Here is a 20,222-nt window from a genome sequence, read left to right as displayed (position 1 = left end):
TTTAAGGTAACATAAGGCATATGAAATAATTGTTTGTTTAATATTTGACTGGCTGCACCTACGCTGTTTAAAAGGTGTAGCCGGTTTTTTCCTTCATCTATGAAAATTGTACTTGCTGCATTATTAGCGTTTCTAAGTGTAAAGGGCTTTGCCCAAAGTAACGGACCTAAAAGAAAATTAATCTGGTTCGACGAGTTTAATTATACCGGTTTACCAGATCAGCGCAAATGGGATTATGAAACCGGATTCGCCCGTAATAAAGAACCACAGTACTATACGCGGGAGCGCCTCGAAAACGCCAGGGTAGCAGATGGAAAACTGATTATCCAGGCCATCAAAGAATCTTACAAAGGCGCAAACTATACCTCCGCAAGCTTAATTACCCTTGGTAAAAAACATTTCCGGTATGGCAGGGTAGAAGTGAGGGCTAAAGTGACCAAAGGTATTGGCGCCTGGCCCGCAATATGGATGCTCGGCGTAAACCGCCAGGAAGTCAAATGGCCTTTCTGTGGTGAAATTGATATCCTCGAGTATGTAGGAAAGGATTCAACTCAGGTTTATGGAACCACACACTTTACAGATAAAGATGATGTATACCATTATCAAACTGAAAAGCCTGTAGTAGGGAAACCCTGGGAAGATTACCATGTATATGCCATCAATTGGGATAAAAAGAAGATTGAATTCTATTATGATGATAAGTGTTACTTCACCTACGACCTGAGTAAAGCAGATCATGAAGACTATAACCCTTTCAGAAGGAAATTCTATCTCCTGCTCAATATGGCACTGGGGCGGGAAGGCACGCTCGGCGGCCGGCTCGACGATCGTATTTTACCGTTAACTTATGAAGTGGATTATGTGCGTGTGTACAAGTAAAATTATCAGCATCATCAATCTTTCCCTCAACTTAAAACCCTAACAAACCAATATGATTAACAAAAGTCTGATCTTTAGCCTCCTGCTTTTCTCAGGTGTAACTTCTTCCGCACAAAAAACTGCTGTAAAGCCAATGGCACAGCTTATCGATGAAGAATTCAGGTTTGCCACCAGCCAGTACAAAGTGCTCGCACGTAACATTACACCGGGTAAAACACCCCAAAGTTATCAGGATGGTAAGCCAATAAATAAAGAAATTACCTGGTGGTGCAGTGGTTTTTATTCCGGGAGTTTATGGTATATCTTTGAGCAAACCAAAGACGTTGCCATAAAGAAACAGGCCGAAGAGGCCTTGAAACTGATTGAACCAAATCAAACCTATACGGGCAACCATGACCTGGGTTTTATGATGTACTGTAGTTTTGGAAATGCCTATCGCATCACAGGCAAGCCTGAATATAAAGCCATCATCAACCGGTCGGCAGAATCGCTGGCCAGCCGTTACCATGAGCCGGTAAAAGCCATCCAATCCTGGAATAAAAGCAAGTATTGGGAATATCCGGTCATCATCGATAACATGATGAACCTCGAAATGATGAACTGGGTATCCGATCAGGGTGGAGATCCAAAGTATAAGGAAATCTCCATTAACCATGCAAATACCACACTGAAGAATCACTTTCGCCCTGATTTCAGCTCCTATCATGTAATCGATTATAATCCGGAAACCGGAGCGGTAAGGCGAAAAGCAACCTGGCAGGGAGCAGCTGATTGCTCGGCCTGGTCACGCGGACAAGGATGGGCACTTTACGGCTACATCATGATGTACCGTTTCACTAAAAACGAGGCTTATCTGGCTCAGGCCAGGGGAATAGCAAAATTTATCCTCAATCATCCCAATCTGCCGGCAGATAAAATACCCTTCTGGGACTTTGATGCACAGGGAATTCCATATGCCAAACGCGATGCATCTGCAGGTGCTTTGATTGCTTCAGCACTCCTTGAACTGGGTCAGTATACGCCGGAAGATGAAACGAAAACATACAAAGCTGCGGCCGAAACCATGATATATTCCTTATCAACTGATGCCTACCGGGCGAAGCCGGGAACCAACGGTGGTTTTCTGTTAATGCACAGTACAGGTGCCTACCCGCTCAATATAGAAATTGATGTACCGCTCATCTATGCTGATTATTATTATCTGGAAGCATTGGCCCGTTATAAAAAATGGTATCTGGGAAATCAGAAGTAAATTTAAACGTTGGTTATACGTTAATTTTCAATAATTTCGGTATTCATTCAAATAATAAGCATGGTATAAATATATTTGCTACCGGAACTTATTGTTTCACCTTATCTCAAATTTTAACCAATGAATAAATTCGAAAGCCGTTACGCTCAAAGCCCTAAAGAAGTAAAACAAATGGATACCGCTGCTTTGCGGGAAAACTTCCTGATTGAAAATGTTTTTGAGGCTAATCAGGTAAACTTAACATTATCTCACTTCGACAGGTACATCGTAGGTGGTGCTATGCCGGTTGGTCAAACCCTTGAACTACCTAATCCTGATGATCTTAAGGCCACTTATTTTCTGGAGCGCCGGGAACTGGGAATCATCAATGTGGGTGGTAAAGCCATCGTAACTGCTGATGGTGAAAAATTCGAACTGGAATATAAAGAAGCTTTATATATCGGGAAAGGTACGCAATCAGTAACATTTGCCTCGGCAGATTCTGCACAACCTGCAAAATTATACATCAATTCGGCACCTGCCCACCACACTTACCCAACAAAAAAAGTGAGCAAGGCAGATGCAGAGATTGTGGAACTGGGTACACCTGAAACAGCAAACCACCGCGTCATCAATAAGCTTTTGGTGAATAGCGTATTGCCTACATGCCAGTTGCAGATGGGAATGACCGAACTAAAATCAGGCAGTGTATGGAACACCATGCCAGCCCATACACACGACCGCAGAATGGAAGCCTACTTCTATTTCGAAGTGCCTCAGGGACAAAGTGTGTGTCATTTTATGGGGCAGCCACAGGAAACACGCCACATCTGGATGCAGAACGATCAGGCCGTTATTTCTCCAAACTGGTCAATACACTCCGGTGCAGGAACCAGTAACTATACCTTTATCTGGGGCATGGCAGGTGAAAACCTCGACTATGGCGACATGGACCACTGTGCCATTACCGAATTAAAATAAGTTATTCAAAATAAGCCTGGGGTCTATCCCACGCTTATTGTTTGTTTACCTCAATCCTATAAACAATGAAAAGAATCTTTCACTGTATTGTACTGCTTTTATTATTCTCTTCTCATGCATTTGCACAGCAGAAATACCCAACCATAACAATTAAAAATTCATCTTCTGCTAACAGGGTGGATGTGGTGGTTTCAATTCCCTGGGCGCAGATTTTAAAAGCCGATCCGAAAATTGATACCGCCAAGTTTTTGGTCATGAACAAGAATACAGAAACTGAAATCCCGCATCAGCTTGAATATAAAGGTGAAAAAATAGTACAAAACCTGTTGTTACAGGTTTCTGCAAAGGCGCAGGAAAGCCTGGTCTTGCTCATCTTTGCATCAAAAGCCAAACCAGTTGTAGCAAAAACTTTTGCCCGCTATGTGCCCGAACGTAAAGATGATTTTGCATGGGAAAACGACCGTATCGCTTTCAGGATGTATGGTAAGGCTTTAGAGAAAACATCAGAGGATGCCTATGGTATCGATGTGTGGGTGAAAAGCACAGAAAAGCTTGTGGTAAACGACCGCTATAAAAAGAACGATTATCATAAAGATCATGGCGATGGCTTAGATTATTATAGCGTTGGCTTCACCCTTGGTGCCGGAAGTATGGCACCATACCTGAATAACAAAGTTTACTATTCCGGTAATTACCGCACTTCTAAAGTGTTGGATAATGGTCCCTTGCGTTCCACTTTTCAGCTTACTTATGATGAATGGGATGTTGCCGGAAAAAAGGTGAAGGTAACTAAAACGATATCGATCGATGCAGGTTCACAATTAAACAAAATCGAAAATGTATATAGCTGGTCAGGCAGCGGCAGTTTGCCTGTTGCCATTGGTCTTGCAACCAGAGGCGAAAAAGATATGAAGGCGCTGCAGGATCAAAGTGGCGTAATCGGATATTGGGAACCGGTACACGGAGCGGATGGGATAACCGGCGTAGGCGCTGTAAGCGGAAAATCATTCACGAGCACCTTGGCAGAACCAAAACAACTATTAGCGTTAACTGAAGTTAAAAATAACATCCCTTATGTTTACTATGCCGGTGCAGCATGGAATAAGGGTGGTAGAATTGCTGATGAAACCTCATGGTTTAAATACTTAAAAGAATTTCAGCAACAATTGAAAACACCATTGAAAATAACGGTCAAATAAAATATCATACAAATTAAGATCTTATGTCACAAAATATATTCAATCTAAGTGGTAAAACTGCGCTGGTTACAGGTTGCAAAAGGGGAATTGGTAAAGCAATGGCGCTTGCCCTTGCAGAAGCCGGCGCCGACATTATCGGGGTTTCTGCCAATCTTGAACTGCAGGGAAGCTCAATAGAACAGGAAGTTACTGCACTGGGAAGAAGGTTTTATGCTTATCAATGTAATTTCAGCGATCGCGAGTCTACCCTTAAATTTGCCGCACAAGTAAAGGCCGATCATCCGGTAATCGATATTCTGGTTAATAATGCGGGAACAATATTGCGTAAACCAATTGCCGAACACCCCGATGAAATGTGGGATGAAGTGATTGCCGTTAACCAGACTGCACCATTTATTTTGACCAGAGAGATCGGCCGAGATATGGTTAACAGAGGAAGCGGGAAGGTTATTTTTACGGCCTCGCTTTTATCATTCCAGGGTGGTATTACCGTTCCAGGCTATGCTGCCAGTAAAGGTGCTATTGCATCATTAACTAAAGCGTTTGCCAATGAATGGGCAGCTAAAGGGGTTAATGTAAACGCCATTGCTCCTGGCTATATTGCAACTGATAATACATCTGCTTTAAGGGAAGATCAGGATAGAAGCACATCGATACTGGCACGTATACCCGCCGGAAGATGGGGAACTCCGGAGGATTTCAAAGGTCCAACCTTATTCCTGGCCTCGGGTGCAAGCGATTATGTGCACGGAACGATCCTAACGGTTGACGGTGGCTGGATGGGACGATAGTATCACCTCTAAGACAAAAAAAGTCCGGAGTTCTGGTCATCAAACCTGTACTCCGGACTTTTCCATTTATAATCTATTACCCGAACTAGTACAAGTCATATATCTCTTTAATGTCTTTTAACACAGCTTTGAAATCCAGTTTCAGGTCGATAAGCTTGCCGGTACGAATATCAAATACCCAGCCGTGAACGGTTAAACCACGTTCTGTAATCGCTTGTTGAATTGCAGCTGTTTTAAGCAAGTTTACACACTGTTCCTGAACATTCAGTTCCACCAAACGGTCATAGCGTTTTCCTTCATCCTCAATCGCGTTTAATTCATCTTTATGGGTACGGTACACATCACGGATGTTTCTTAACCACGGATTTAAGATACCCATGTCTGCAGGCTGCATAGCGGCTTTCACACCACCACAGTTATAATGCCCGCAAACCACTACGTGTTTCACTTTCAAATGGCGAACAGAGTAGTTTAAAACGGTCATCACATTTAAGTCTACGTTGTTTACCAGATTAGCTACGTTACGGTGTACAAAGGCCTCTCCTGGTTTTATACCCATTAAATCTTCTGCCGTTACACGACTATCCGAACAGCCGATGTATAAAAATTCAGGGGTTTGTCCTTTTGCCAGTTCTGTAAAATAATCAGGATTGATGGCCAGTTTATCAGTGATCCATTGCTCATTGTTTTTAAATACGTCTGCTACATTCATATTCTATATCTGATTTTGTTTTTATTGGTATGATGAACTATTAATTTATTATAAAACTAAAGAAAGATTTCCTGATTTCGATGAGTTCTTCTTCAGTTATTGTATTGTTTATATTAAAATGCTCAGGCTATCCAGAAACAACAGCTATGGGGAATATGTTTTACAATAAAAAAAGGTCCTGGTATAATGCCAGGACCTTGCATAGGTAGATGAAATGGATTTTTAGCTGGCTACAGCAATTGCATTCTTATTAATGTGTTTAGGTAGTTCTTCTAATGTGTAAAGATTGGAAAGACATTCACCCAATACATTTTTATGGGTATACCAGGTATTCTCGTGGGTAAAATGACACACACCAATCCCCATTTCGGTAATTATTGCCCCAATAAGGGTAGCGAAATGGCTTTCAAATAAGTTACCGCTATAATACTTCAGTGAGAAAACCTTGTTGTATTTTTCTAGTTGTCCTTCAATTTCTGCAGTTAATTTTACCGGTGCCGCAGCTTTCTTTTTTTTCTTTTTAAACAGTTTCTGCAAAAAGTTTTGCCTTACCAGCTTGTCTTTAAATAGCTTCTTTTTATATTCTTTTAAATCGAAAGACTGCATTCCGGTACTGAAATTCAACTTCAAGTTGTTTTCATTGAAAGAGGTGATGCTGGGTTTGTCCCATTTAAAAACCATTGCAAGTGAACCTGATGGGTTTCTGAAAGAAAATGATGGATTCATATCCAATACAGTTTCATGTTCATTTAGCCGTTTTAAAAGGGTTGGAATAAGTTCGTCAGTGAGTGAGTTTGAGTAGATGTGGATAAAAGCGCTCATAATTATAAGATTACTAATAGATTAGTTATTGCCAGGAAATAATTCCTTGTGATTTTTATACGAGATAAGGATATCTGGAAATTAAAATACTTTAGGATGCGTCCATGGGGATCATTCTGGAAATGTCAATGTAAAGGTTCTTTTTTGCATGGTTATTCATTTGTGTATATGCTTATAATGTATCCGGCAGATCATTTTAAGCCTAAAACGTTTGTTTGTTTGATTTCGCTACAGTAGCAAAAAAAATATTTTACACACAATAACTATACCAATGATGCCCTTCCATACATCCGCAGACTTGGTGATATGAATCATTGTTGTTATAGATCAACTGTTTTTTTCCTGAACCAATTTTAATACTCTGTTAAAGCTCCGTGTAGAAATACCCAGATAGGCCGCCATATCTTCCTTTGAAATGGAAATCTGCTCGTCTGTTTGTAGCTTCAACAGTTTTTCCAAACCGTATTCCAGTGTGTACAATTGCTGAAAAGATGCCCTTGAGCTGGTTTGAATAATCCGTGTGGAAAGTTCCTGAAGCAGTAGGCGGTTAAACTCGTTATTTTGTTCCGTCAGGGAAATAAAAACATGATCGGGAATGGCAAACACTGTCACCTCCGTAATGGCTTCCACATTACAAAGGCAATTAATTTTTTTGATGGCCTCCAGTTCTCCGGCAAGCTCCCCCTTTCCCAAAAACTCAATGATGAAATCCTTTCCGTTTTCCTCAGAAATAAAACACTTGGTAATACCATCTTTCACAATGTAAATGTTGCGTATCTGCTCTCCCTGTTCAATAAATCTGTACCCTGCCGGGAATGACTTGATGGTAATTCTTGATTCCTCATTGCCGGCATAATAACGCTCAATAAAAGATAAAAGTGATAAGTTGGTGCGTAACATCATTTCCTGTTGAGACAAATGTCCTTTTTAATCTAATTAGCTTGATCTACATTTGCAGCACGAAATTAGTGCAATAACTATGAACAATCAAATTAGCGTAATTGCTTTCGATGCAGATGATACCCTCTGGGTAAATGAGCCCTACTTCCGGGAAACCGAAGCCAAGTTTGCCGGACTGCTGGAGGATTTTATGCCCCACCACAGCATCATAGCCGAACTCTTAAAAACGGAAATCGATAATTTACCGCTTTATGGCTATGGTATTAAAGGTTTTATGCTCAGTATGATTGAAACGGTATTGCGGATAACTGAAGGAAAAGTCAATCCTGAAGTCATCAGCAGAGCCATTCAGCTTGGTCAGGAAATGCTCAGCAAACCAATAGAATTACTTGATGGCGTAGAAGAGGTTTTAAAAGCATTACAAGGAAAATATAAACTGGTGGTGGCAACTAAAGGTGATTTGCTCGATCAGCAAAGGAAGCTTAACAAATCCGGATTGGATCATTACTTTCACCACATTGAAATCATGAGCGATAAGCAGGAATCGGATTATCGAAAATTGCTGAAACACCTCGATTGCAAACCGGAACAATTTCTGATGCTGGGCAACTCACTGAAATCGGATGTTTTGCCCGTATTAAACATTGGAGGGCATGCAGTACATATTCCCTACCATACCACCTGGGTACACGAGCATATCGATCACACCATTGAACATGCCAATTTTTATCAGATGGAAAGCCTGTCTGAAGTTTTACCTAAATTATTAGAATGAAAGAAAAAATAGATATCAACACCTGGATCAGAAAAGATCACTTTAACTTTTTTAACAGTTTCACAGAACCCTTCTTCGGCATCAGCGTAGAAGTCGACTGCACTTCAACCTATCAGGAGGCTAAGCAAAAAGAACAATCATTCTTTTTGCTTTACCTGTACAAGTCCCTTCAGGCAGCAAATGCCATAGAGCCTTTTCGTTACCGCATTACCAATGGCGAGGTTTGGAAATACGATCAGGTGCATGCTTCCGCAACCATCAACCGGCCTAACGGAACTTTCGGCTTTGGCTACATCGATTTCAACGAAGATTTCAACGAATTCCTGGCAGGCGCCGAAAAAGAAATTCAGCAGGTGCAAAATACCAGGGGACTGATCCCATCTTCTTCCGGCGAAAATGTAATCCACTATTCTGCTCTTCCATGGCTCGATTTCAAATCCCTGTCGCACGCCCGTAATTTTTCCTATCAGGATAGCTGCCCCAAAATATCTTTTGGTAAAGTGAAAGATCTCGACGGCAGGAAAATCATGACCATCTCCATTCATGTCAGTCACGCCCTGATGGACGGTTTTCATGTATCACAGTTTGTTGACCACTATCAAGCCTTGCTAAACGAAGAGATTAAGGATTTAATTACCGCTTAATTTAAGCTTAATACGGGAATATTATTTTGGGTGAATGTTTCTAGCCACTCTTATCGTTCCCTTTTATCTTCTGGCAATTATCGCCATCTTTTTCATGAACTCTTTTCAAAAAGGAATGCTGTTTATGGTGATGATGCTGATTGCCACTTTTATATTGTTCTTATTTATAACCAATCCTTTACCTTCGGCCATGGCGGTAATTTGTTTTATGGCTTTATTTGCATTTAAACTTAAAGATTAAATATCATTTGTATTAGTTAAACTTATTACTATTTTTGCAACGCAGCAGGATAGTTCATCCTCAACAGCACAGGGGGCAATTCCTTAAATCTGTTTAACTGCGAATCGAAATTGGGGGATTAGCTCATTTGGCTAGAGCGCTTCGCTGGCAGTGAAGAGGTGATCGGTTCGAATCCGATATTCTCCACCACTAAATTGTATTGATAGACAGTAGATTATCTGTCTATCAAATACAATTTTTCCAAAAGTCTGTCCTGACTTCTCCAAGGACATTAAAAATTTACAGGTCCGAAGATCTTATTATTTACCTTTAGTTTTCGGAACAGGTTTGAATACCGCTTTCTGGATAGCAAACTGTTTCGCCGGAACCGAGTTGCTATCTACAAGCTCATTGAAGCGGGCATTCATTACCCATACATGGTTACCATTGAGTGTTACTGTAGCTGGATAGGTAAAACGGTCTGCAATCAAGGTGGTCGCCGAAAGTTTTGAAGTCTTCCATTCATCATTCGTTGAAAGCTTAAATATTTTATCGTTTCCACCATTTACAACAATCGTTAACGAGTCTGGGGCGTTTAAGAGCAAACCGTCTGCACCAAGAAAGAACTGGTCAGATTTGATCAGTTCTACGTTTTTTGGATTGCTTAACGGTACCTTGTAGAGCATCCCTGTAGCGCTGTTATCCACAATTAGAAATCCAGCAGAGTGAAATGCGATGCCATTGATGCCAACCCCTTCAGTTACAAATTTCTCATCGCTTACCAACAGGGTGGCTTTTGCTGCGGCATCAATTTTATATATGGCATGGGCAAAACTATCGGTGATGTAAGCATTGCCTGCATCATCAAAGGTCAGGTCATTAGGGAAATGCTTTCCGGGCTTTAAATCGGCAAGGTTGATATCAGATAGCTTCCTGCCAGTTTCCAGATCAATGATTAACAAACGTGCCATTTTTGCTCTCGTGTCCGGAGAAGTAAATTTACTGTAGTTCGCATCCCCAACACAAACGTACAGCCTTTTACCATCAGGGTGCACTTTCATTCCGTAAGAAGATTTAAGGCTGTTGTCGGTATACAGGGTAGAATAAATCCCAGCAGGAGATACCTTTCCGATTGTACCCAGCCTTGCCGAAGAAACGTAGTAAAGGCTTCTTTGTTTATCAAAAGCTATCCCCTCCGGATAGGTGTCTTCTGCGGTAAAATTAATACGTTCGGAAGGGTTTGGTTGAAGTACCCTACAGCCTGTAACCAACAGCGCTGCGATAGCTATATAGTGATGTTTTTTCATGTTATTGTTTATTTTGTTTGATTGAGTAGATCACTCCATTTGCATCATCCGAAATGTAGATTACGCCCTCCGGGGTAATGGTTATGCCCGCAGGTCTGCCAAAGCGATTGTTGCCCTTTAAAAAGCCCGTCAGAAAATCCTCCGCACCTACAGCGGTTCCGTTGTTGAACCTTATACGCTGTACTTTAAAACCTACTGCTTTTTTGGCATTCCATGAACCATGCCAGGCCACAAGGCCATCACCCTTATATCCGGCGGAAATATTTGTCTGGTCCTTAAAAAACACGAAGGCGATAGGCGCCATGTGAGCCGTTAGTTCAAGAACAGAGGGCACTGTTGTTTTCACCACTGCTTCTTTTATATCACCGGCAGGATCCTCACGGCTCTGATCTACTTCCTGTTTTCCATACGCAAAAGGAAATCCGTAGTTTCCGCCTTTAACAATCCGGTTAACCTCTTCAGGTGGCCAGGTACTTCCCTTTCCATCCCCACCATTGTCTATGCCCCACATTTCACCTGTTTCGGGATGGAAATCAAATCCAATTGTATTTCTCAAGCCACTGGCAAATATGGTGCGTTTCCACGTTTTAGGATCAATCTGCAGCATCGTTCCTGCTTCCTTATCAGTTTCCTTACAATCGTTACATAAGGTTCCAACCGATAGATACAGCATTCCGTCGGGGCCAAAAGTCATCGTACGGTTGGGGTGCTGTCCACCATTGGGCAAATCACTGATCAACAGTTCCATCGCGCCAAGGGTGCCGTCGGGCTTTAGCGGATATCTTCGCAGCTGAGTGTTGTTACATAAATAGAGATAGTTATCTTTGATCGTAATCCCGTGAACGCCTTTAAAATCATAAAGCACGGTTTTGATTTCATCAAATTTATCGTCGCCATCCTTATCAATCAGCATCAATACGTCTCCGCCGTCACGGCGGGTAACGTACAAGCTGCCCTTTGGCCCGGGATAGAGCATCCTTGGCCGCCCCAGGCCTACTGCTGCCGCATCAATGTGCCATCCGTCGGGAACTTTCAACAGGTTTACCATTTCCGGAAGAAAATCAAGGTGTTGAGGATAATTGGTAACCATTGTGGTTTTGGTGCCCTGCTTTGGGGGCAATCCTCTCTGCGCGCTTACATTTGAAAAAAGCGCGGAGAGCAAGGTAATCGATAGCAGTATTTTTGTTTTCATATTAGATCAGTTAACTTTTTGATAACATGATCCCTTGCAGGATAGTTTATGGGATAACTACGCGTTTTGATGCGGTAGTTTACGTAGTTGATGGTTATTATTAATAGTTAGTGATGACACTGCAGCTTGACGGATGTCGCCTGCATTTTTTTAGATAGTCCGTAGTCATTGCTAAGTCGGATTAGTGCAAACATTTGTCGTAATGATGCAAATGTTATTGCATTGATGCGCCCTATATTTGAATGTTGACTATTAGCCAGATATATGAAAAGACGTACCCTGCTCAAACTCCTAACCACGGGCCTTCCAGGCTTCTATTTAGCAAATAATGCCAAAGCAACCATAATCCGTCACATGGTAACCAGCTCGGAAACTAAAAATCCGTTTCAACCCACCTGGCCGTCGCTAAGAAAATATGTTACGCCGGATTGGTTCAGAGATGCCAAATTTGGCATGTGGGCGCATTGGGGCCCTCAGTGCCAGCCGGAAGCAGGGGACTGGTATGCAAGAAACATGTACATGGAGGGATCCGGTCAATACAAATTTCACCTTAAAAAGTATGGACATCCTTCACAATTTGGGTTTAAGGATGTAATTAACACCTGGAAGGCCGAAAAATGGGACCCGGAAGCCATCGTTGATCTTTATCATCATTCGGGTGCAAAATACTTCATGGCGCTGGCCAACCACCATGATAATTTTGACTTGTACGATAGCCGTTTTCAAAAGAATTGGAATTCGACTAAACTGGGTCCAAAAAAAGATATTGTTGGCGGCTGGGCCGCCGCCGCAAGAAAAAGAGGTTTGCATTTTGCGGTGAGTGTGCATGCTGCCCATACCTGGAGTTGGATGGAAACCGCAAAACGATCGGACAAATCGGGCCCCTATGCGGGTGTACCTTACGATGGTAACCTGACTAAATTGCAAGGCAGAGGCATGTGGTGGGATGGACTTGATCCACAGGAACTCTATGCCCAGCAACATCAGTTAAGTGAAAACAGTTTTGATAATGGGATGATTCACAGGCAATGGGATTGGGGTAACGGCGTAAGTAAACCTGATAAAAAGTACATCGAGAAGTTCTACAACCGAACCATCGAACTCATTGATAAGTATCAGCCTGATATGATTTATTTTGACGATTCGCAGTTCCCGCTATGGCCGATAGACGATGCCGGTTTAAAAATTGCGTCGCACTTTTACAATAAAAGTATCAGGGATAAAGGCAGTTTGCAGGCAGTAATTACCGGCAAAATATTAAATGAGGAGCAAAGACAGGCGATGGTATGGGACATTGAACGTGGCCAAAGTAATGGTATAGAGCCCCTGCCATGGCAAACGGATACCTGCATTGGCGACTGGCATTACAACAGGTCGGTTTATGATAATAAGCGATACAAAAGCGCTAAATCGGTTGTTCATACTTTGATTGATGTGGTGAGCAAAAACGGTAATCTGATGCTTAATGTGCCTTTGAGAGGTGACGGTACCATGGATGAGCTGGAGTTACAAATCGTTAACGAAATTGGTGCCTGGATGAGGGAGAACGGGGAAAGTATATATGGCACACGGCCGTGGGTAATTTTTGGTGAAGGGCCAGCGCAGCTTGGCGCGGCGGCACTTTCTGCACAGGGTTTTAACGAAGGTAAGGGCAAGCCTTTCACCGAAGAGGACGTAAGATTTGTGACTAAGGATGGTGCCTTATATGCAACAATAATGTCTTCAGATTTTAGCCGGAATTTTGTTCATATCAAGAGCCTCGCAGATCAAAGCATTTATTATCCGGAAAAAATCAACCAGGTCAAAATGGTATCTACCGGTCTTCCGTTAAAGTTTATCCGTAGCCAAACTGGTCTCAATGTCTTCTTGCCCGAAGATGGTAAGCTTTCTAAATTTGCATTTGCACTTAAAATAACCTGATTTCTAATGCGGTAATCAAACTCGTGCAGTAATCATTTCTGAATGAAAGTGCTTGTTATTATATTGGCATTCTTAAGCAATTGGAGGTGACAGATATTTACATAACAAAAACTTCGTAAACCGATGAAACTAACTAAAAATTATTTTCATCTCTTAAATGCTGACTTGGTTAGACTCGGACCCAGATGGAATTTTAACAATGTCATCAGTCCCTACTATAGAATATATTATATAGCGGCTGGAGAAGGATATATAAACAGTCAGAACGGACACACCAAATTGGTAGAAGGACAACTTTATCTGATTCCGAGCTTTACGCTGTGCGATCTCCATTGCGATGGTTTTCTGCACCAGTACTTTATACAGTTTTTTGAGGAATCTACTAATGGAATATCAACATTTAGCCATTGTAGGGAAGTTTTAAACCTATCTGCTGCCGAGATTGATGTTGTTAATTTCAAAAGGCTGATTGAGATCAATCCAGGCCGGGGAATTAACCGGTCTGACAATCCAAAAGTTTACGAAAAAGATGAGTTCTATAAGGAATACAGGAAATTAAACGAACAACAACATATAGGGGTGCAGTACGAAACTCAAGGCATTATTCATCAGTTGCTGTCGAGATTTATGAAATCGGAACGGTTTAAAATGATCAACAACCAACCTATTCCGTCGGCTGTGCTGTCTGCCATCAGCTATATTCAAATCAATATCGGAAATCAATTAAAGGTAAATGAGCTGGCTAATCATGCCAATTTAAATGTAGATTACTTTTCGCGAATCTTCCATCGCTGCACAGGGAAAAGTCCGGTAAACTTTATTTTAGAAACACGAATCGAAAGGGCCCAATATTTAATCATCACATCCAATATTCCATATGGAGAAATTGCCGCACTAACCGGTTTTGGTAATCAGCAGTATTTCTCCAGGATGTTTAAGAAGATGATTGGTTCAAGTCCAAAAGAGTATCGAAAACAAAATCAGTTCATGTCACAGGTATAAACATTTTTCAATTTTAAACTGATTATTATTTCCGTATGGGTGTCCTTCACTTTTTCCAGGCTTAACAGAAATTCCGGACATTGTATTAAATTTAGTTGTTTCTTTAGTTTGAGGTATGAGATTTGAAAAAGAGTATATTTATATGGCTGACCCAGATTTTATTACTAATGGTCGTCGATTTACAGAACTTAACCTGAGCCAAACTGTTTTAAACCTATGGAAGATAATCAAAATCAAAACATGGGTGAAGTGCCAGATCCAGATGAGGTCAGAGAAAGATATCCTATTGAAGATGATGCTGATACATTGGAGCCTTTCGATGATCAGTCGGAACATCGTGAAATCAATGCGGATGACCCAAAGGATTTAGCCTACTGGGCAGCGCAATTTCAAATCGATGTAAACTCACTTAAAGGTGCAATAGCGCTCAATGGCAACTCCATAAGGGAAATCAAAAAATATTTAAGCGTATAAAAAAAGTCATGGCCGAACTACCCGATCTTACCGTATTTGCCAGTACCCTAAACCATAAGTTTAAGGGTAAAAAATTAGAAAAGCTCGACGTAGTTGTAGCTAAAAAGATTAACGTGTCATCTGCTGAGCTAAAAAGCAAGCTGGAAGGACAAAAATTGGAGAAAGTAGCACGTGTAGGGAAAACTTTACAATTTCATTTTGGAAAAAGCGATATCCTGGGCTTACATCTGATGCTGCGGGGAGAGTTGAGAGAAATCCAGAAAGATGATGAGGCTCCTAAACATTCCATATTAATTTTTCATTTCACCGGCAAAAATACATTTGCGGTAATTGATACGCTGAAGCAGGCTACCCCGACATTAAATCCTGCAGAAAATAAGGTGCCAGATGCACTGGAGATCAGCGAGGGCGACTTTCTCACTCTGCTGTCAAAAAGATCAAAGAAGATTAAGGAAGTGCTCATGGATCAGAAAGCCATCCGCGGCATCGGCAATTCTTATGCTGATGAAATTCTTTGGGCAGCGCGTATCTCCCCATTTTCAATAGCGAAATCGATTCCAGAGAATGTGGCAAAGCAACTATTGGCAACCATTACAGAGGTATTAAGCGAAGCCATTAGAGATATCAAAAAAGAAAACAAAGATGAGCTTCGCGGAGAGCTGCGCGATTTCATGAAAATCCACGGGTCTAAGATTGAAAGGTCGCCCACAGGAAAGCTGATTAAATCAGAAACCATCGGGGGTAGAACTGCATATTTTACTTCTGAGCAAAAACTTTATTAGTAGGCTACTAATCAAAGAAGACCATTCCTCCCTCACCAAAGCTGCGTAGCTAGTTTGCCTTCATTTTAACAGAACTTAACCTAAACCAAACTGTTCTATGGTTAACATGAGCATTATACAACATATCAATCTTTTAAAAAATCACATTGGAAGTAAACAATTGGATAAACTTGAAGCGGGAGCGCTCAGGCATAAAGAACAGTCAAATATTGAATTTTCAATAACTGCCGTTGATGATACCACCATTCAGGTTTCTACAGTACAAAATGAGACCTCTTCAGGTAAATATGCAAGCGAGGCGACATTATTGAAACGCACGCAGGATCTTTTTAGAAAACAGATGCCTGGATATGAGATAGTAGTTTCTGCCGAGACAAAGCTTCCTTCGCCCGCACAATTGGTAAATGTGCCGTGGATCGAAAATAAGATGAAGGAAAAAGGAATCAGAATAAAACAAATAGCATTCGATACCGGAATTGATCGGGAAAGTATAGCGGATTGGGTTACCGGTAAACGGGCAATGAGTCAGATCGTAAAAGCAATGTTCTATTTTTACCTTATTAAATGATCAGTAAAATATCATCATGATGTAAATGAAGGCGTAACTTTTTTCAACCAGGCAAATATTTGATGTCAGGGTTAATCATTAAATTTTAAATATATATTATATGAGAAATTATCTAATCAAAACAGTTGGTGCCACTATAGCGGGTACAACAGTGATGACCTTATCGAGTGCACTAATGTCGCTCGGGGAACAGGATTTTCGTGAACCTAAACATTTGCGCAGACTCGTTGGCAGACTTCTGCCAACCCTGTCAAGCGAAACAAAAACTTTAACTGGATGGGCGGGTCATTACGCACTGGGAATGGCTTTTTCTTTAATATATGTGATGTTATGGGAAAAAAAGCTGCTAAAACCTTCGGTCGGCTCAGCCATTCTATTGGGCCTGGCCAGTAGCGTAGTTGGAATTGGGATCTGGAAAACAACATTCAAGCTTCATCCCTTTACACCTTTTATGGATTATAAAAGATTCTACCTACAGCGTATACCGGCTCACCTGGTTTTTGCCGCTTTTGCCACAGTTGGTTATGTTCTAACTAAAAAATATCTCGATAATCGTCCCTCTAACGTTGCTGAGAACCCCACACGGAATAAACTCCTGCGCTAGATGCTACAGCTGGCAGGGCTAATCCAAAGTGATGCAAGGGTATTTACCCTTACCTTTCAAACGATTAAGCAGAATTTTCGATTTGCGAACGTACTTTGCCTAGAAAAAAATCCATGTCAAACGGCTTTTGAATAAAACTTTCAGCACCGCACCCATTTCTAACTTCTTCAACACTGGCATGGGCACTCATAATGATAATAGGGGCATTTGCTAAACTACTTTCTGCCTTTAACCTTCCGCAAACATCCAGTCCTGAACCGTCTGGTAGCATTACATCAAGGATAAATAGATCTGGTATTTCTTTCATATCGCGCTGCATGAAATCGTGTACGTTTGCAAAGGAAACGACCGTATAATTTTCAGATTCAAGCATCATCGTAACTACTTCTCTAATGTCTTTATCGTCTTCTAAAACAAAAATTTTCCCCATAAAACCTTTAAAATATAAGTGAAATATTTTCTCTTAACTATTTGATTCTGATGCATTTTAATTAGCAATTGCTTCTACAAGTTTACAACCAGGCGTTCGTCTGCAAGATCCATTGTTTGCCAAAATACTAGACATCCATAAATATTAGCTACTCCATCAGTGACTTCATACCCTTCGTGAGCTAATATCCTCAGGTTCAAATGTTCTGAACTTCCTGTGAACATCACTTTTGCTTTCGAATAAAACATCTTTGTCGAATTTTTAACATCAGCCCAGGTAAATAGTTTTAAGATTGTTAACAAAGTCACCTCAATCCGGGTTTGACCATGTAATTTTCATAGCAAAAAACGATTTTAACTGACTACGCAGGATGGGGATTTATGGTGATGATTATTGGTAACTAAACCAATTTGAAAATATTTTAATTTTCAAGTTCTAATTAATTAAAATAAAAAAGCCCTTTTCTTTTTAGAAAAGGGCCTTAAACTGATATTGTATTCTATAATGATTTTAACCAATCTACCACTTCTTCTCTGGTCTTCCCGGTTTTAGTCTGGAGCCTTCCATACAACTCATCATCTTTACCTTCTTCATGTTTCAAATCATCGTCAGTAAGATCACCATATGCCTGCTTTACTTTACCTTTAAGCTCGTTCCACTTTCCTTTTAATTCTAACTTATCCATTTTATTATTATTTTAAGTAAATGATATCTTATAAACAACGTGGAATTTTATATGTTTTTAGCGTTGAAAATAATTTGATTCCTGAACGCTTTAATTCCTATTGAGCATAAATAGTTGTATATTATTCAGTAACCAGTTTTTTCTTTGGGCTAAGTTTCTTCGCGAGTCTATTCTGCTTTTTTTCCTCATCGCCCAGAATGATTCCCCATGGTTTCATGCTTTCTACGCGATCGAATATTATTTTCAGCACGGCAATTACCGGGATAGATAAAAACATACCGGATATTCCCCAGACCATTTCACCGATAATTACGCCCAGTACCGTGATAAGTGCGTTGATCCGAACTTTCGAACCCACTACCAGTGGCAATATGACGTTGCTGTCAATTAAATGAACGATAATGAGGGTTACAATTACCAGGATGACTTTCGAAAGTATCGTTGCCGTAGCAAAAGTGATGAGTGTGCTCAGGATAAGTGCTACAAATATCCCGATATAAGGTATGATATTAAGTATGCCTGTAATAAGACCTAAAAGTATAGCGTATTTAATCCCCAAAAACCAGAATACAATACTTACAACGGTTGCCACGATTGCCATTTCAATAAGCAATCCAATGATGTATTTCCGGATGATGTACTGCACCTGTTCAATAATATCATATACCATTTTTTTATTTTCTTCTAAAAATACTGATACGAGAAATTTCATGATCAGGGTGCGGTACAGTAAAAAAAAGAAAGTGTAGATAAAGGTAAATACCAGAAACAGCAAAATAGATGAAAGCGATAGTACCGTAGCGCCAACAACAGTGGTGCTGGAAGCCAGGGCTTTGCTGGTTGCTGAATGCACATAGTTGAGCTGTTTAGCCGCATCAATATGAAAACGGTTATCTATCCACTTTTGCAGATTCTGACCAGTAATGTTGAGCTGGGCACGGAACTGGGGCCAGTCATTTGCAAGGTCAGTTAGCTGCGAGCCTATCACGTAAAGTACAAGTCCAATTGCAGCTAACATCAGGATTACCGATAGCATTGAGGCGGCGCTTCTTGGTAACTTTAGCCGGTATTCGAAGAAAGATGCCATAGGCAATAGCAGGATGGAAAACAAACAGGAAAATATGAGTGGTGATAAAATTTCCTTAGCTATGATCACCAGATAGCCAACAGCAATCAGACTTACCAGTACGCACATCGTTTTTACGTAGAATGGTTTTTGCGCAAATTTAATATCCATTTTTAATTGTTTTAGATTATTGATTTGTTTGCCTCGTACCGGAATGCGGGAATGTCACAAACCGCTTAACTGCCCTAAATAATCTGAAAAAAAAATGCTGTTACTTTTGGGTAACAGCATTTTTAGTTTTCGGCCGCTTATTTAATATCGCCTTTAACTTTGTTTGCAGTTCGTTGACCTGGTAAATAGATCTGGAAGCCGAAAGACAGATTAAGATTACTTTGTGTTGTAGCACTACCGAAACCTACCAGTCCGTTATACTTAAGTAATGTTTCCAAACCGATATTGGGAGTTACGAAATAAGCAAATCCTGGTCCTACACTTAAGTTAAGACCGTTGGTGTTACCACCACCTTTACTCACATTTACACCACCTATGCCTGCGGTTGCTTCAGCAAAGAAACGGCCGTGACGTAGCACTTCAGTGTCTTTGCCTGCATAATACCGTCCCAACGCACCAACGCCATAACTGGTAGTGGTGTTGGAATTTTTGGCTGTTTCCAAACCAAAGTTTACATAGGCGCCCAGTGCTACATTGTCCTGTATAAACCATGCAGCTTTCGGTGTAATATCCACACTGAAAATTTTAGGGTCATCTAGTCCCAAGTTGATATTGCTTAGATTTCCACCTACCAATACGTTACCTTTTTGGATTTGTGCATTTGCAGCAAACACCGTAGTTGCCGCAATAATTACTGTTGCTAAAAATTTTTTCATGATTGATGGTAATTGGATTAATATAAAGTAAACTCAACACGACGGTTTTCTTGACGACCAGCTGCAGTTTTGTTAGTTGCAATTGGTTGATCAGGTCCGTAACCAGTAGCTTCAATTCTTGATGCATTAGCACCTTGAGATACTAAATAAG

24 protein-coding genes and 1 tRNA gene are annotated in these 20,222 nt (G+C 40.8%); 15 read left to right on the top strand and 10 right to left on the bottom strand.

Going from position 1 to position 20,222, the window contains the following annotated elements; translation table 11 throughout:
• The first annotated feature begins 99 nt into the window (after nucleotides 1-99).
• The 5 genes from AB669_RS21065 to AB669_RS21045 all read left to right on the top strand — a co-directional run bounded on the left by AB669_RS21065 (nucleotide 100) and on the right by AB669_RS21045 (nucleotide 5,081).
• Nucleotides 100-879, top strand: a complete 780-nt coding sequence (locus AB669_RS21065; protein ID WP_047801352.1) for a family 16 glycosylhydrolase — start codon at nucleotides 100-102, stop codon at nucleotides 877-879.
• Nucleotides 880-931: 52 nt separating this feature from the next.
• Nucleotides 932-2,131: a glycoside hydrolase family 88 protein gene (locus tag AB669_RS21060; RefSeq protein ID WP_047801351.1), complete on the top strand. Its 1,200-nt coding sequence runs from the start codon at nucleotides 932-934 to the stop codon at nucleotides 2,129-2,131.
• A gap of 120 nt (nucleotides 2,132-2,251) precedes the next feature.
• Nucleotides 2,252-3,091 carry a 5-dehydro-4-deoxy-D-glucuronate isomerase gene (kduI, locus tag AB669_RS21055; protein WP_047801350.1) on the top strand — a complete coding sequence of 280 codons (840 nt, stop codon included), beginning with the start codon at nucleotides 2,252-2,254 and terminating at the stop codon, nucleotides 3,089-3,091.
• A 65-nt stretch (nucleotides 3,092-3,156) separates the two neighbouring features.
• Nucleotides 3,157-4,290 (top strand): DUF4861 family protein, encoded by a 1,134-nt coding sequence (locus AB669_RS21050; RefSeq protein WP_047801349.1) that lies wholly within the window; start codon nucleotides 3,157-3,159, stop codon nucleotides 4,288-4,290.
• Between the two features lie 23 nt (nucleotides 4,291-4,313).
• A complete protein-coding gene (locus tag AB669_RS21045) occupies nucleotides 4,314-5,081 on the top strand; it encodes an SDR family NAD(P)-dependent oxidoreductase (protein ID WP_047801348.1) in 768 nt (255 codons plus the stop codon).
• Between the two features lie 85 nt (nucleotides 5,082-5,166).
• Here AB669_RS21045 and AB669_RS21040 read toward each other — a convergent pair whose 3' ends face one another.
• From AB669_RS21040 to AB669_RS21030, 3 genes are all read right to left on the bottom strand, one after another.
• On the bottom strand, nucleotides 5,167-5,793 hold the full coding sequence (locus AB669_RS21040; RefSeq protein WP_047801347.1) for a carbonic anhydrase: 627 nt from the start codon (nucleotides 5,791-5,793) through the stop codon (nucleotides 5,167-5,169).
• Between the two features lie 222 nt (nucleotides 5,794-6,015).
• Nucleotides 6,016-6,615 (bottom strand): hypothetical protein, encoded by a 600-nt coding sequence (locus tag AB669_RS21035; protein WP_047801346.1) that lies wholly within the window; start codon nucleotides 6,613-6,615, stop codon nucleotides 6,016-6,018.
• 327 nt (nucleotides 6,616-6,942) lie between these two features.
• Nucleotides 6,943-7,533: a Crp/Fnr family transcriptional regulator gene (locus tag AB669_RS21030; protein ID WP_231582727.1), complete on the bottom strand. Its 591-nt coding sequence runs from the start codon at nucleotides 7,531-7,533 to the stop codon at nucleotides 6,943-6,945.
• A gap of 61 nt (nucleotides 7,534-7,594) precedes the next feature.
• On the opposite strand from AB669_RS21030, the gene AB669_RS21025 reads away from it, so the two are divergent.
• The 4 genes from AB669_RS21025 to AB669_RS21010 all read left to right on the top strand — a co-directional run bounded on the left by AB669_RS21025 (nucleotide 7,595) and on the right by AB669_RS21010 (nucleotide 9,364).
• Nucleotides 7,595-8,290, top strand: a complete 696-nt coding sequence (locus AB669_RS21025) for an HAD family hydrolase (RefSeq protein ID WP_047801344.1) — start codon at nucleotides 7,595-7,597, stop codon at nucleotides 8,288-8,290.
• Nucleotides 8,287-8,934: a chloramphenicol acetyltransferase gene (locus tag AB669_RS21020; protein WP_047801343.1), complete on the top strand. Its 648-nt coding sequence runs from the start codon at nucleotides 8,287-8,289 to the stop codon at nucleotides 8,932-8,934. The genes AB669_RS21025 and AB669_RS21020 overlap by 4 nt, the downstream gene beginning before the upstream one ends.
• A 34-nt stretch (nucleotides 8,935-8,968) precedes the next feature.
• Nucleotides 8,969-9,175, top strand: coding sequence for a hypothetical protein (locus tag AB669_RS21015; RefSeq protein WP_047801342.1), 207 nt, complete (start codon nucleotides 8,969-8,971; stop codon nucleotides 9,173-9,175).
• A 112-nt stretch (nucleotides 9,176-9,287) separates the two neighbouring features.
• Nucleotides 9,288-9,364 (top strand) — tRNA-Ala (locus AB669_RS21010).
• Nucleotides 9,365-9,474: 110 nt separating this feature from the next.
• Here the strand turns inward: AB669_RS21010 and AB669_RS21005 are convergent.
• On the bottom strand, nucleotides 9,475-10,461 hold the full coding sequence (locus AB669_RS21005; protein WP_047801341.1) for an SMP-30/gluconolactonase/LRE family protein: 987 nt from the start codon (nucleotides 10,459-10,461) through the stop codon (nucleotides 9,475-9,477).
• 1 nt (nucleotide 10,462) lies between these two features.
• Complete coding sequence (locus AB669_RS21000) at nucleotides 10,463-11,653, bottom strand: sorbosone dehydrogenase family protein (RefSeq protein ID WP_047801340.1); 1,191 nt, start codon at nucleotides 11,651-11,653, stop codon at nucleotides 10,463-10,465.
• Between the two features lie 264 nt (nucleotides 11,654-11,917).
• Between AB669_RS21000 and AB669_RS20995 the strand changes: the two genes are divergently transcribed.
• The 6 genes from AB669_RS20995 (at nucleotide 11,918) to AB669_RS20970 (ending at nucleotide 17,003) form a co-directional block, all read left to right on the top strand.
• Nucleotides 11,918-13,573, top strand: a complete 1,656-nt coding sequence (locus tag AB669_RS20995; protein ID WP_047801339.1) for an alpha-L-fucosidase — start codon at nucleotides 11,918-11,920, stop codon at nucleotides 13,571-13,573.
• 123 nt (nucleotides 13,574-13,696) lie between these two features.
• A complete protein-coding gene (locus AB669_RS20990) occupies nucleotides 13,697-14,575 on the top strand; it encodes an AraC family transcriptional regulator (protein WP_047801338.1) in 879 nt (292 codons plus the stop codon).
• A gap of 216 nt (nucleotides 14,576-14,791) precedes the next feature.
• The gene (locus AB669_RS20985) at nucleotides 14,792-15,049 is read left to right on the top strand and encodes a DUF3606 domain-containing protein (RefSeq protein WP_047801337.1); all 258 of its coding nucleotides are present in this window, start codon (nucleotides 14,792-14,794) and stop codon (nucleotides 15,047-15,049) included.
• Between the two features lie 8 nt (nucleotides 15,050-15,057).
• The gene (locus AB669_RS20980) at nucleotides 15,058-15,831 is read left to right on the top strand and encodes a DNA-formamidopyrimidine glycosylase family protein (protein WP_047801336.1); all 774 of its coding nucleotides are present in this window, start codon (nucleotides 15,058-15,060) and stop codon (nucleotides 15,829-15,831) included.
• A gap of 106 nt (nucleotides 15,832-15,937) precedes the next feature.
• Complete coding sequence (locus AB669_RS20975) at nucleotides 15,938-16,399, top strand: helix-turn-helix transcriptional regulator (protein ID WP_047801388.1); 462 nt, start codon at nucleotides 15,938-15,940, stop codon at nucleotides 16,397-16,399.
• Between the two features lie 100 nt (nucleotides 16,400-16,499).
• Complete coding sequence (locus AB669_RS20970; RefSeq protein WP_047801335.1) at nucleotides 16,500-17,003, top strand: hypothetical protein; 504 nt, start codon at nucleotides 16,500-16,502, stop codon at nucleotides 17,001-17,003.
• Between the two features lie 64 nt (nucleotides 17,004-17,067).
• Here AB669_RS20970 and AB669_RS20965 read toward each other — a convergent pair whose 3' ends face one another.
• From AB669_RS20965 to AB669_RS22445, 5 genes are all read right to left on the bottom strand, one after another.
• On the bottom strand, nucleotides 17,068-17,433 hold the full coding sequence (locus tag AB669_RS20965) for a response regulator transcription factor (RefSeq protein ID WP_047801334.1): 366 nt from the start codon (nucleotides 17,431-17,433) through the stop codon (nucleotides 17,068-17,070).
• Between the two features lie 499 nt (nucleotides 17,434-17,932).
• Complete coding sequence (locus AB669_RS20955) at nucleotides 17,933-18,118, bottom strand: CsbD family protein (protein WP_047801332.1); 186 nt, start codon at nucleotides 18,116-18,118, stop codon at nucleotides 17,933-17,935.
• A gap of 121 nt (nucleotides 18,119-18,239) precedes the next feature.
• Nucleotides 18,240-19,355, bottom strand: coding sequence for an AI-2E family transporter (locus tag AB669_RS20950; RefSeq protein WP_047801331.1), 1,116 nt, complete (start codon nucleotides 19,353-19,355; stop codon nucleotides 18,240-18,242).
• A 137-nt stretch (nucleotides 19,356-19,492) separates the two neighbouring features.
• The gene (locus tag AB669_RS20945; protein ID WP_047801330.1) at nucleotides 19,493-20,071 is read right to left on the bottom strand and encodes a hypothetical protein; all 579 of its coding nucleotides are present in this window, start codon (nucleotides 20,069-20,071) and stop codon (nucleotides 19,493-19,495) included.
• A 17-nt stretch (nucleotides 20,072-20,088) separates the two neighbouring features.
• On the bottom strand, nucleotides 20,089-20,222 hold a 134-nt coding region (locus tag AB669_RS22445), incomplete at its 5' end, for an OmpA family protein (protein WP_156166826.1).

It is taken from the genome of Pedobacter sp. BMA (assembly GCF_001027745.1).
GTDB lineage: Bacteria > Bacteroidota > Bacteroidia > Sphingobacteriales > Sphingobacteriaceae > Pedobacter.
Note: the sequence above shows the minus strand (reverse complement) of the source record. Positions and strands in the feature narration are given on the sequence as shown.

What these genes read in the sequence shown, in the direction of transcription:
- AB669_RS21065 (WP_047801352.1), top strand. Translation starts at nt 100, where the DNA reads ATGAAAATTGTACTTGCTGCATTATTAGCGTTTCTAAGTGTAAAGGGC.
- AB669_RS21060 (WP_047801351.1), top strand. Translation starts at nt 932, where the DNA reads ATGATTAACAAAAGTCTGATCTTTAGCCTCCTGCTTTTCTCAGGTGTA.
- kduI (WP_047801350.1), top strand. Translation starts at nt 2,252, where the DNA reads ATGAATAAATTCGAAAGCCGTTACGCTCAAAGCCCTAAAGAAGTAAAA.
- AB669_RS21050 (WP_047801349.1), top strand. Translation starts at nt 3,157, where the DNA reads ATGAAAAGAATCTTTCACTGTATTGTACTGCTTTTATTATTCTCTTCT.
- AB669_RS21045 (WP_047801348.1), top strand. Translation starts at nt 4,314, where the DNA reads ATGTCACAAAATATATTCAATCTAAGTGGTAAAACTGCGCTGGTTACA.
- AB669_RS21040 (WP_047801347.1), bottom strand. Translation starts at nt 5,793, where the DNA reads ATGAATGTAGCAGACGTATTTAAAAACAATGAGCAATGGATCACTGAT.
- AB669_RS21035 (WP_047801346.1), bottom strand. Translation starts at nt 6,615, where the DNA reads ATGAGCGCTTTTATCCACATCTACTCAAACTCACTCACTGACGAACTT.
- AB669_RS21025 (WP_047801344.1), top strand. Translation starts at nt 7,595, where the DNA reads ATGAACAATCAAATTAGCGTAATTGCTTTCGATGCAGATGATACCCTC.
- AB669_RS21020 (WP_047801343.1), top strand. Translation starts at nt 8,287, where the DNA reads ATGAAAGAAAAAATAGATATCAACACCTGGATCAGAAAAGATCACTTT.
- AB669_RS21015 (WP_047801342.1), top strand. Translation starts at nt 8,969, where the DNA reads ATGTTTCTAGCCACTCTTATCGTTCCCTTTTATCTTCTGGCAATTATC.
- AB669_RS21005 (WP_047801341.1), bottom strand. Translation starts at nt 10,461, where the DNA reads ATGAAAAAACATCACTATATAGCTATCGCAGCGCTGTTGGTTACAGGC.
- AB669_RS21000 (WP_047801340.1), bottom strand. Translation starts at nt 11,653, where the DNA reads ATGAAAACAAAAATACTGCTATCGATTACCTTGCTCTCCGCGCTTTTT.
- AB669_RS20995 (WP_047801339.1), top strand. Translation starts at nt 11,918, where the DNA reads ATGAAAAGACGTACCCTGCTCAAACTCCTAACCACGGGCCTTCCAGGC.
- AB669_RS20990 (WP_047801338.1), top strand. Translation starts at nt 13,697, where the DNA reads ATGAAACTAACTAAAAATTATTTTCATCTCTTAAATGCTGACTTGGTT.
- AB669_RS20985 (WP_047801337.1), top strand. Translation starts at nt 14,792, where the DNA reads ATGGAAGATAATCAAAATCAAAACATGGGTGAAGTGCCAGATCCAGAT.
- AB669_RS20980 (WP_047801336.1), top strand. Translation starts at nt 15,058, where the DNA reads ATGGCCGAACTACCCGATCTTACCGTATTTGCCAGTACCCTAAACCAT.
- AB669_RS20975 (WP_047801388.1), top strand. Translation starts at nt 15,938, where the DNA reads ATGAGCATTATACAACATATCAATCTTTTAAAAAATCACATTGGAAGT.
- AB669_RS20970 (WP_047801335.1), top strand. Translation starts at nt 16,500, where the DNA reads ATGAGAAATTATCTAATCAAAACAGTTGGTGCCACTATAGCGGGTACA.
- AB669_RS20965 (WP_047801334.1), bottom strand. Translation starts at nt 17,433, where the DNA reads ATGGGGAAAATTTTTGTTTTAGAAGACGATAAAGACATTAGAGAAGTA.
- AB669_RS20955 (WP_047801332.1), bottom strand. Translation starts at nt 18,118, where the DNA reads ATGGATAAGTTAGAATTAAAAGGAAAGTGGAACGAGCTTAAAGGTAAA.
- AB669_RS20950 (WP_047801331.1), bottom strand. Translation starts at nt 19,355, where the DNA reads ATGGATATTAAATTTGCGCAAAAACCATTCTACGTAAAAACGATGTGC.
- AB669_RS20945 (WP_047801330.1), bottom strand. Translation starts at nt 20,071, where the DNA reads ATGAAAAAATTTTTAGCAACAGTAATTATTGCGGCAACTACGGTGTTT.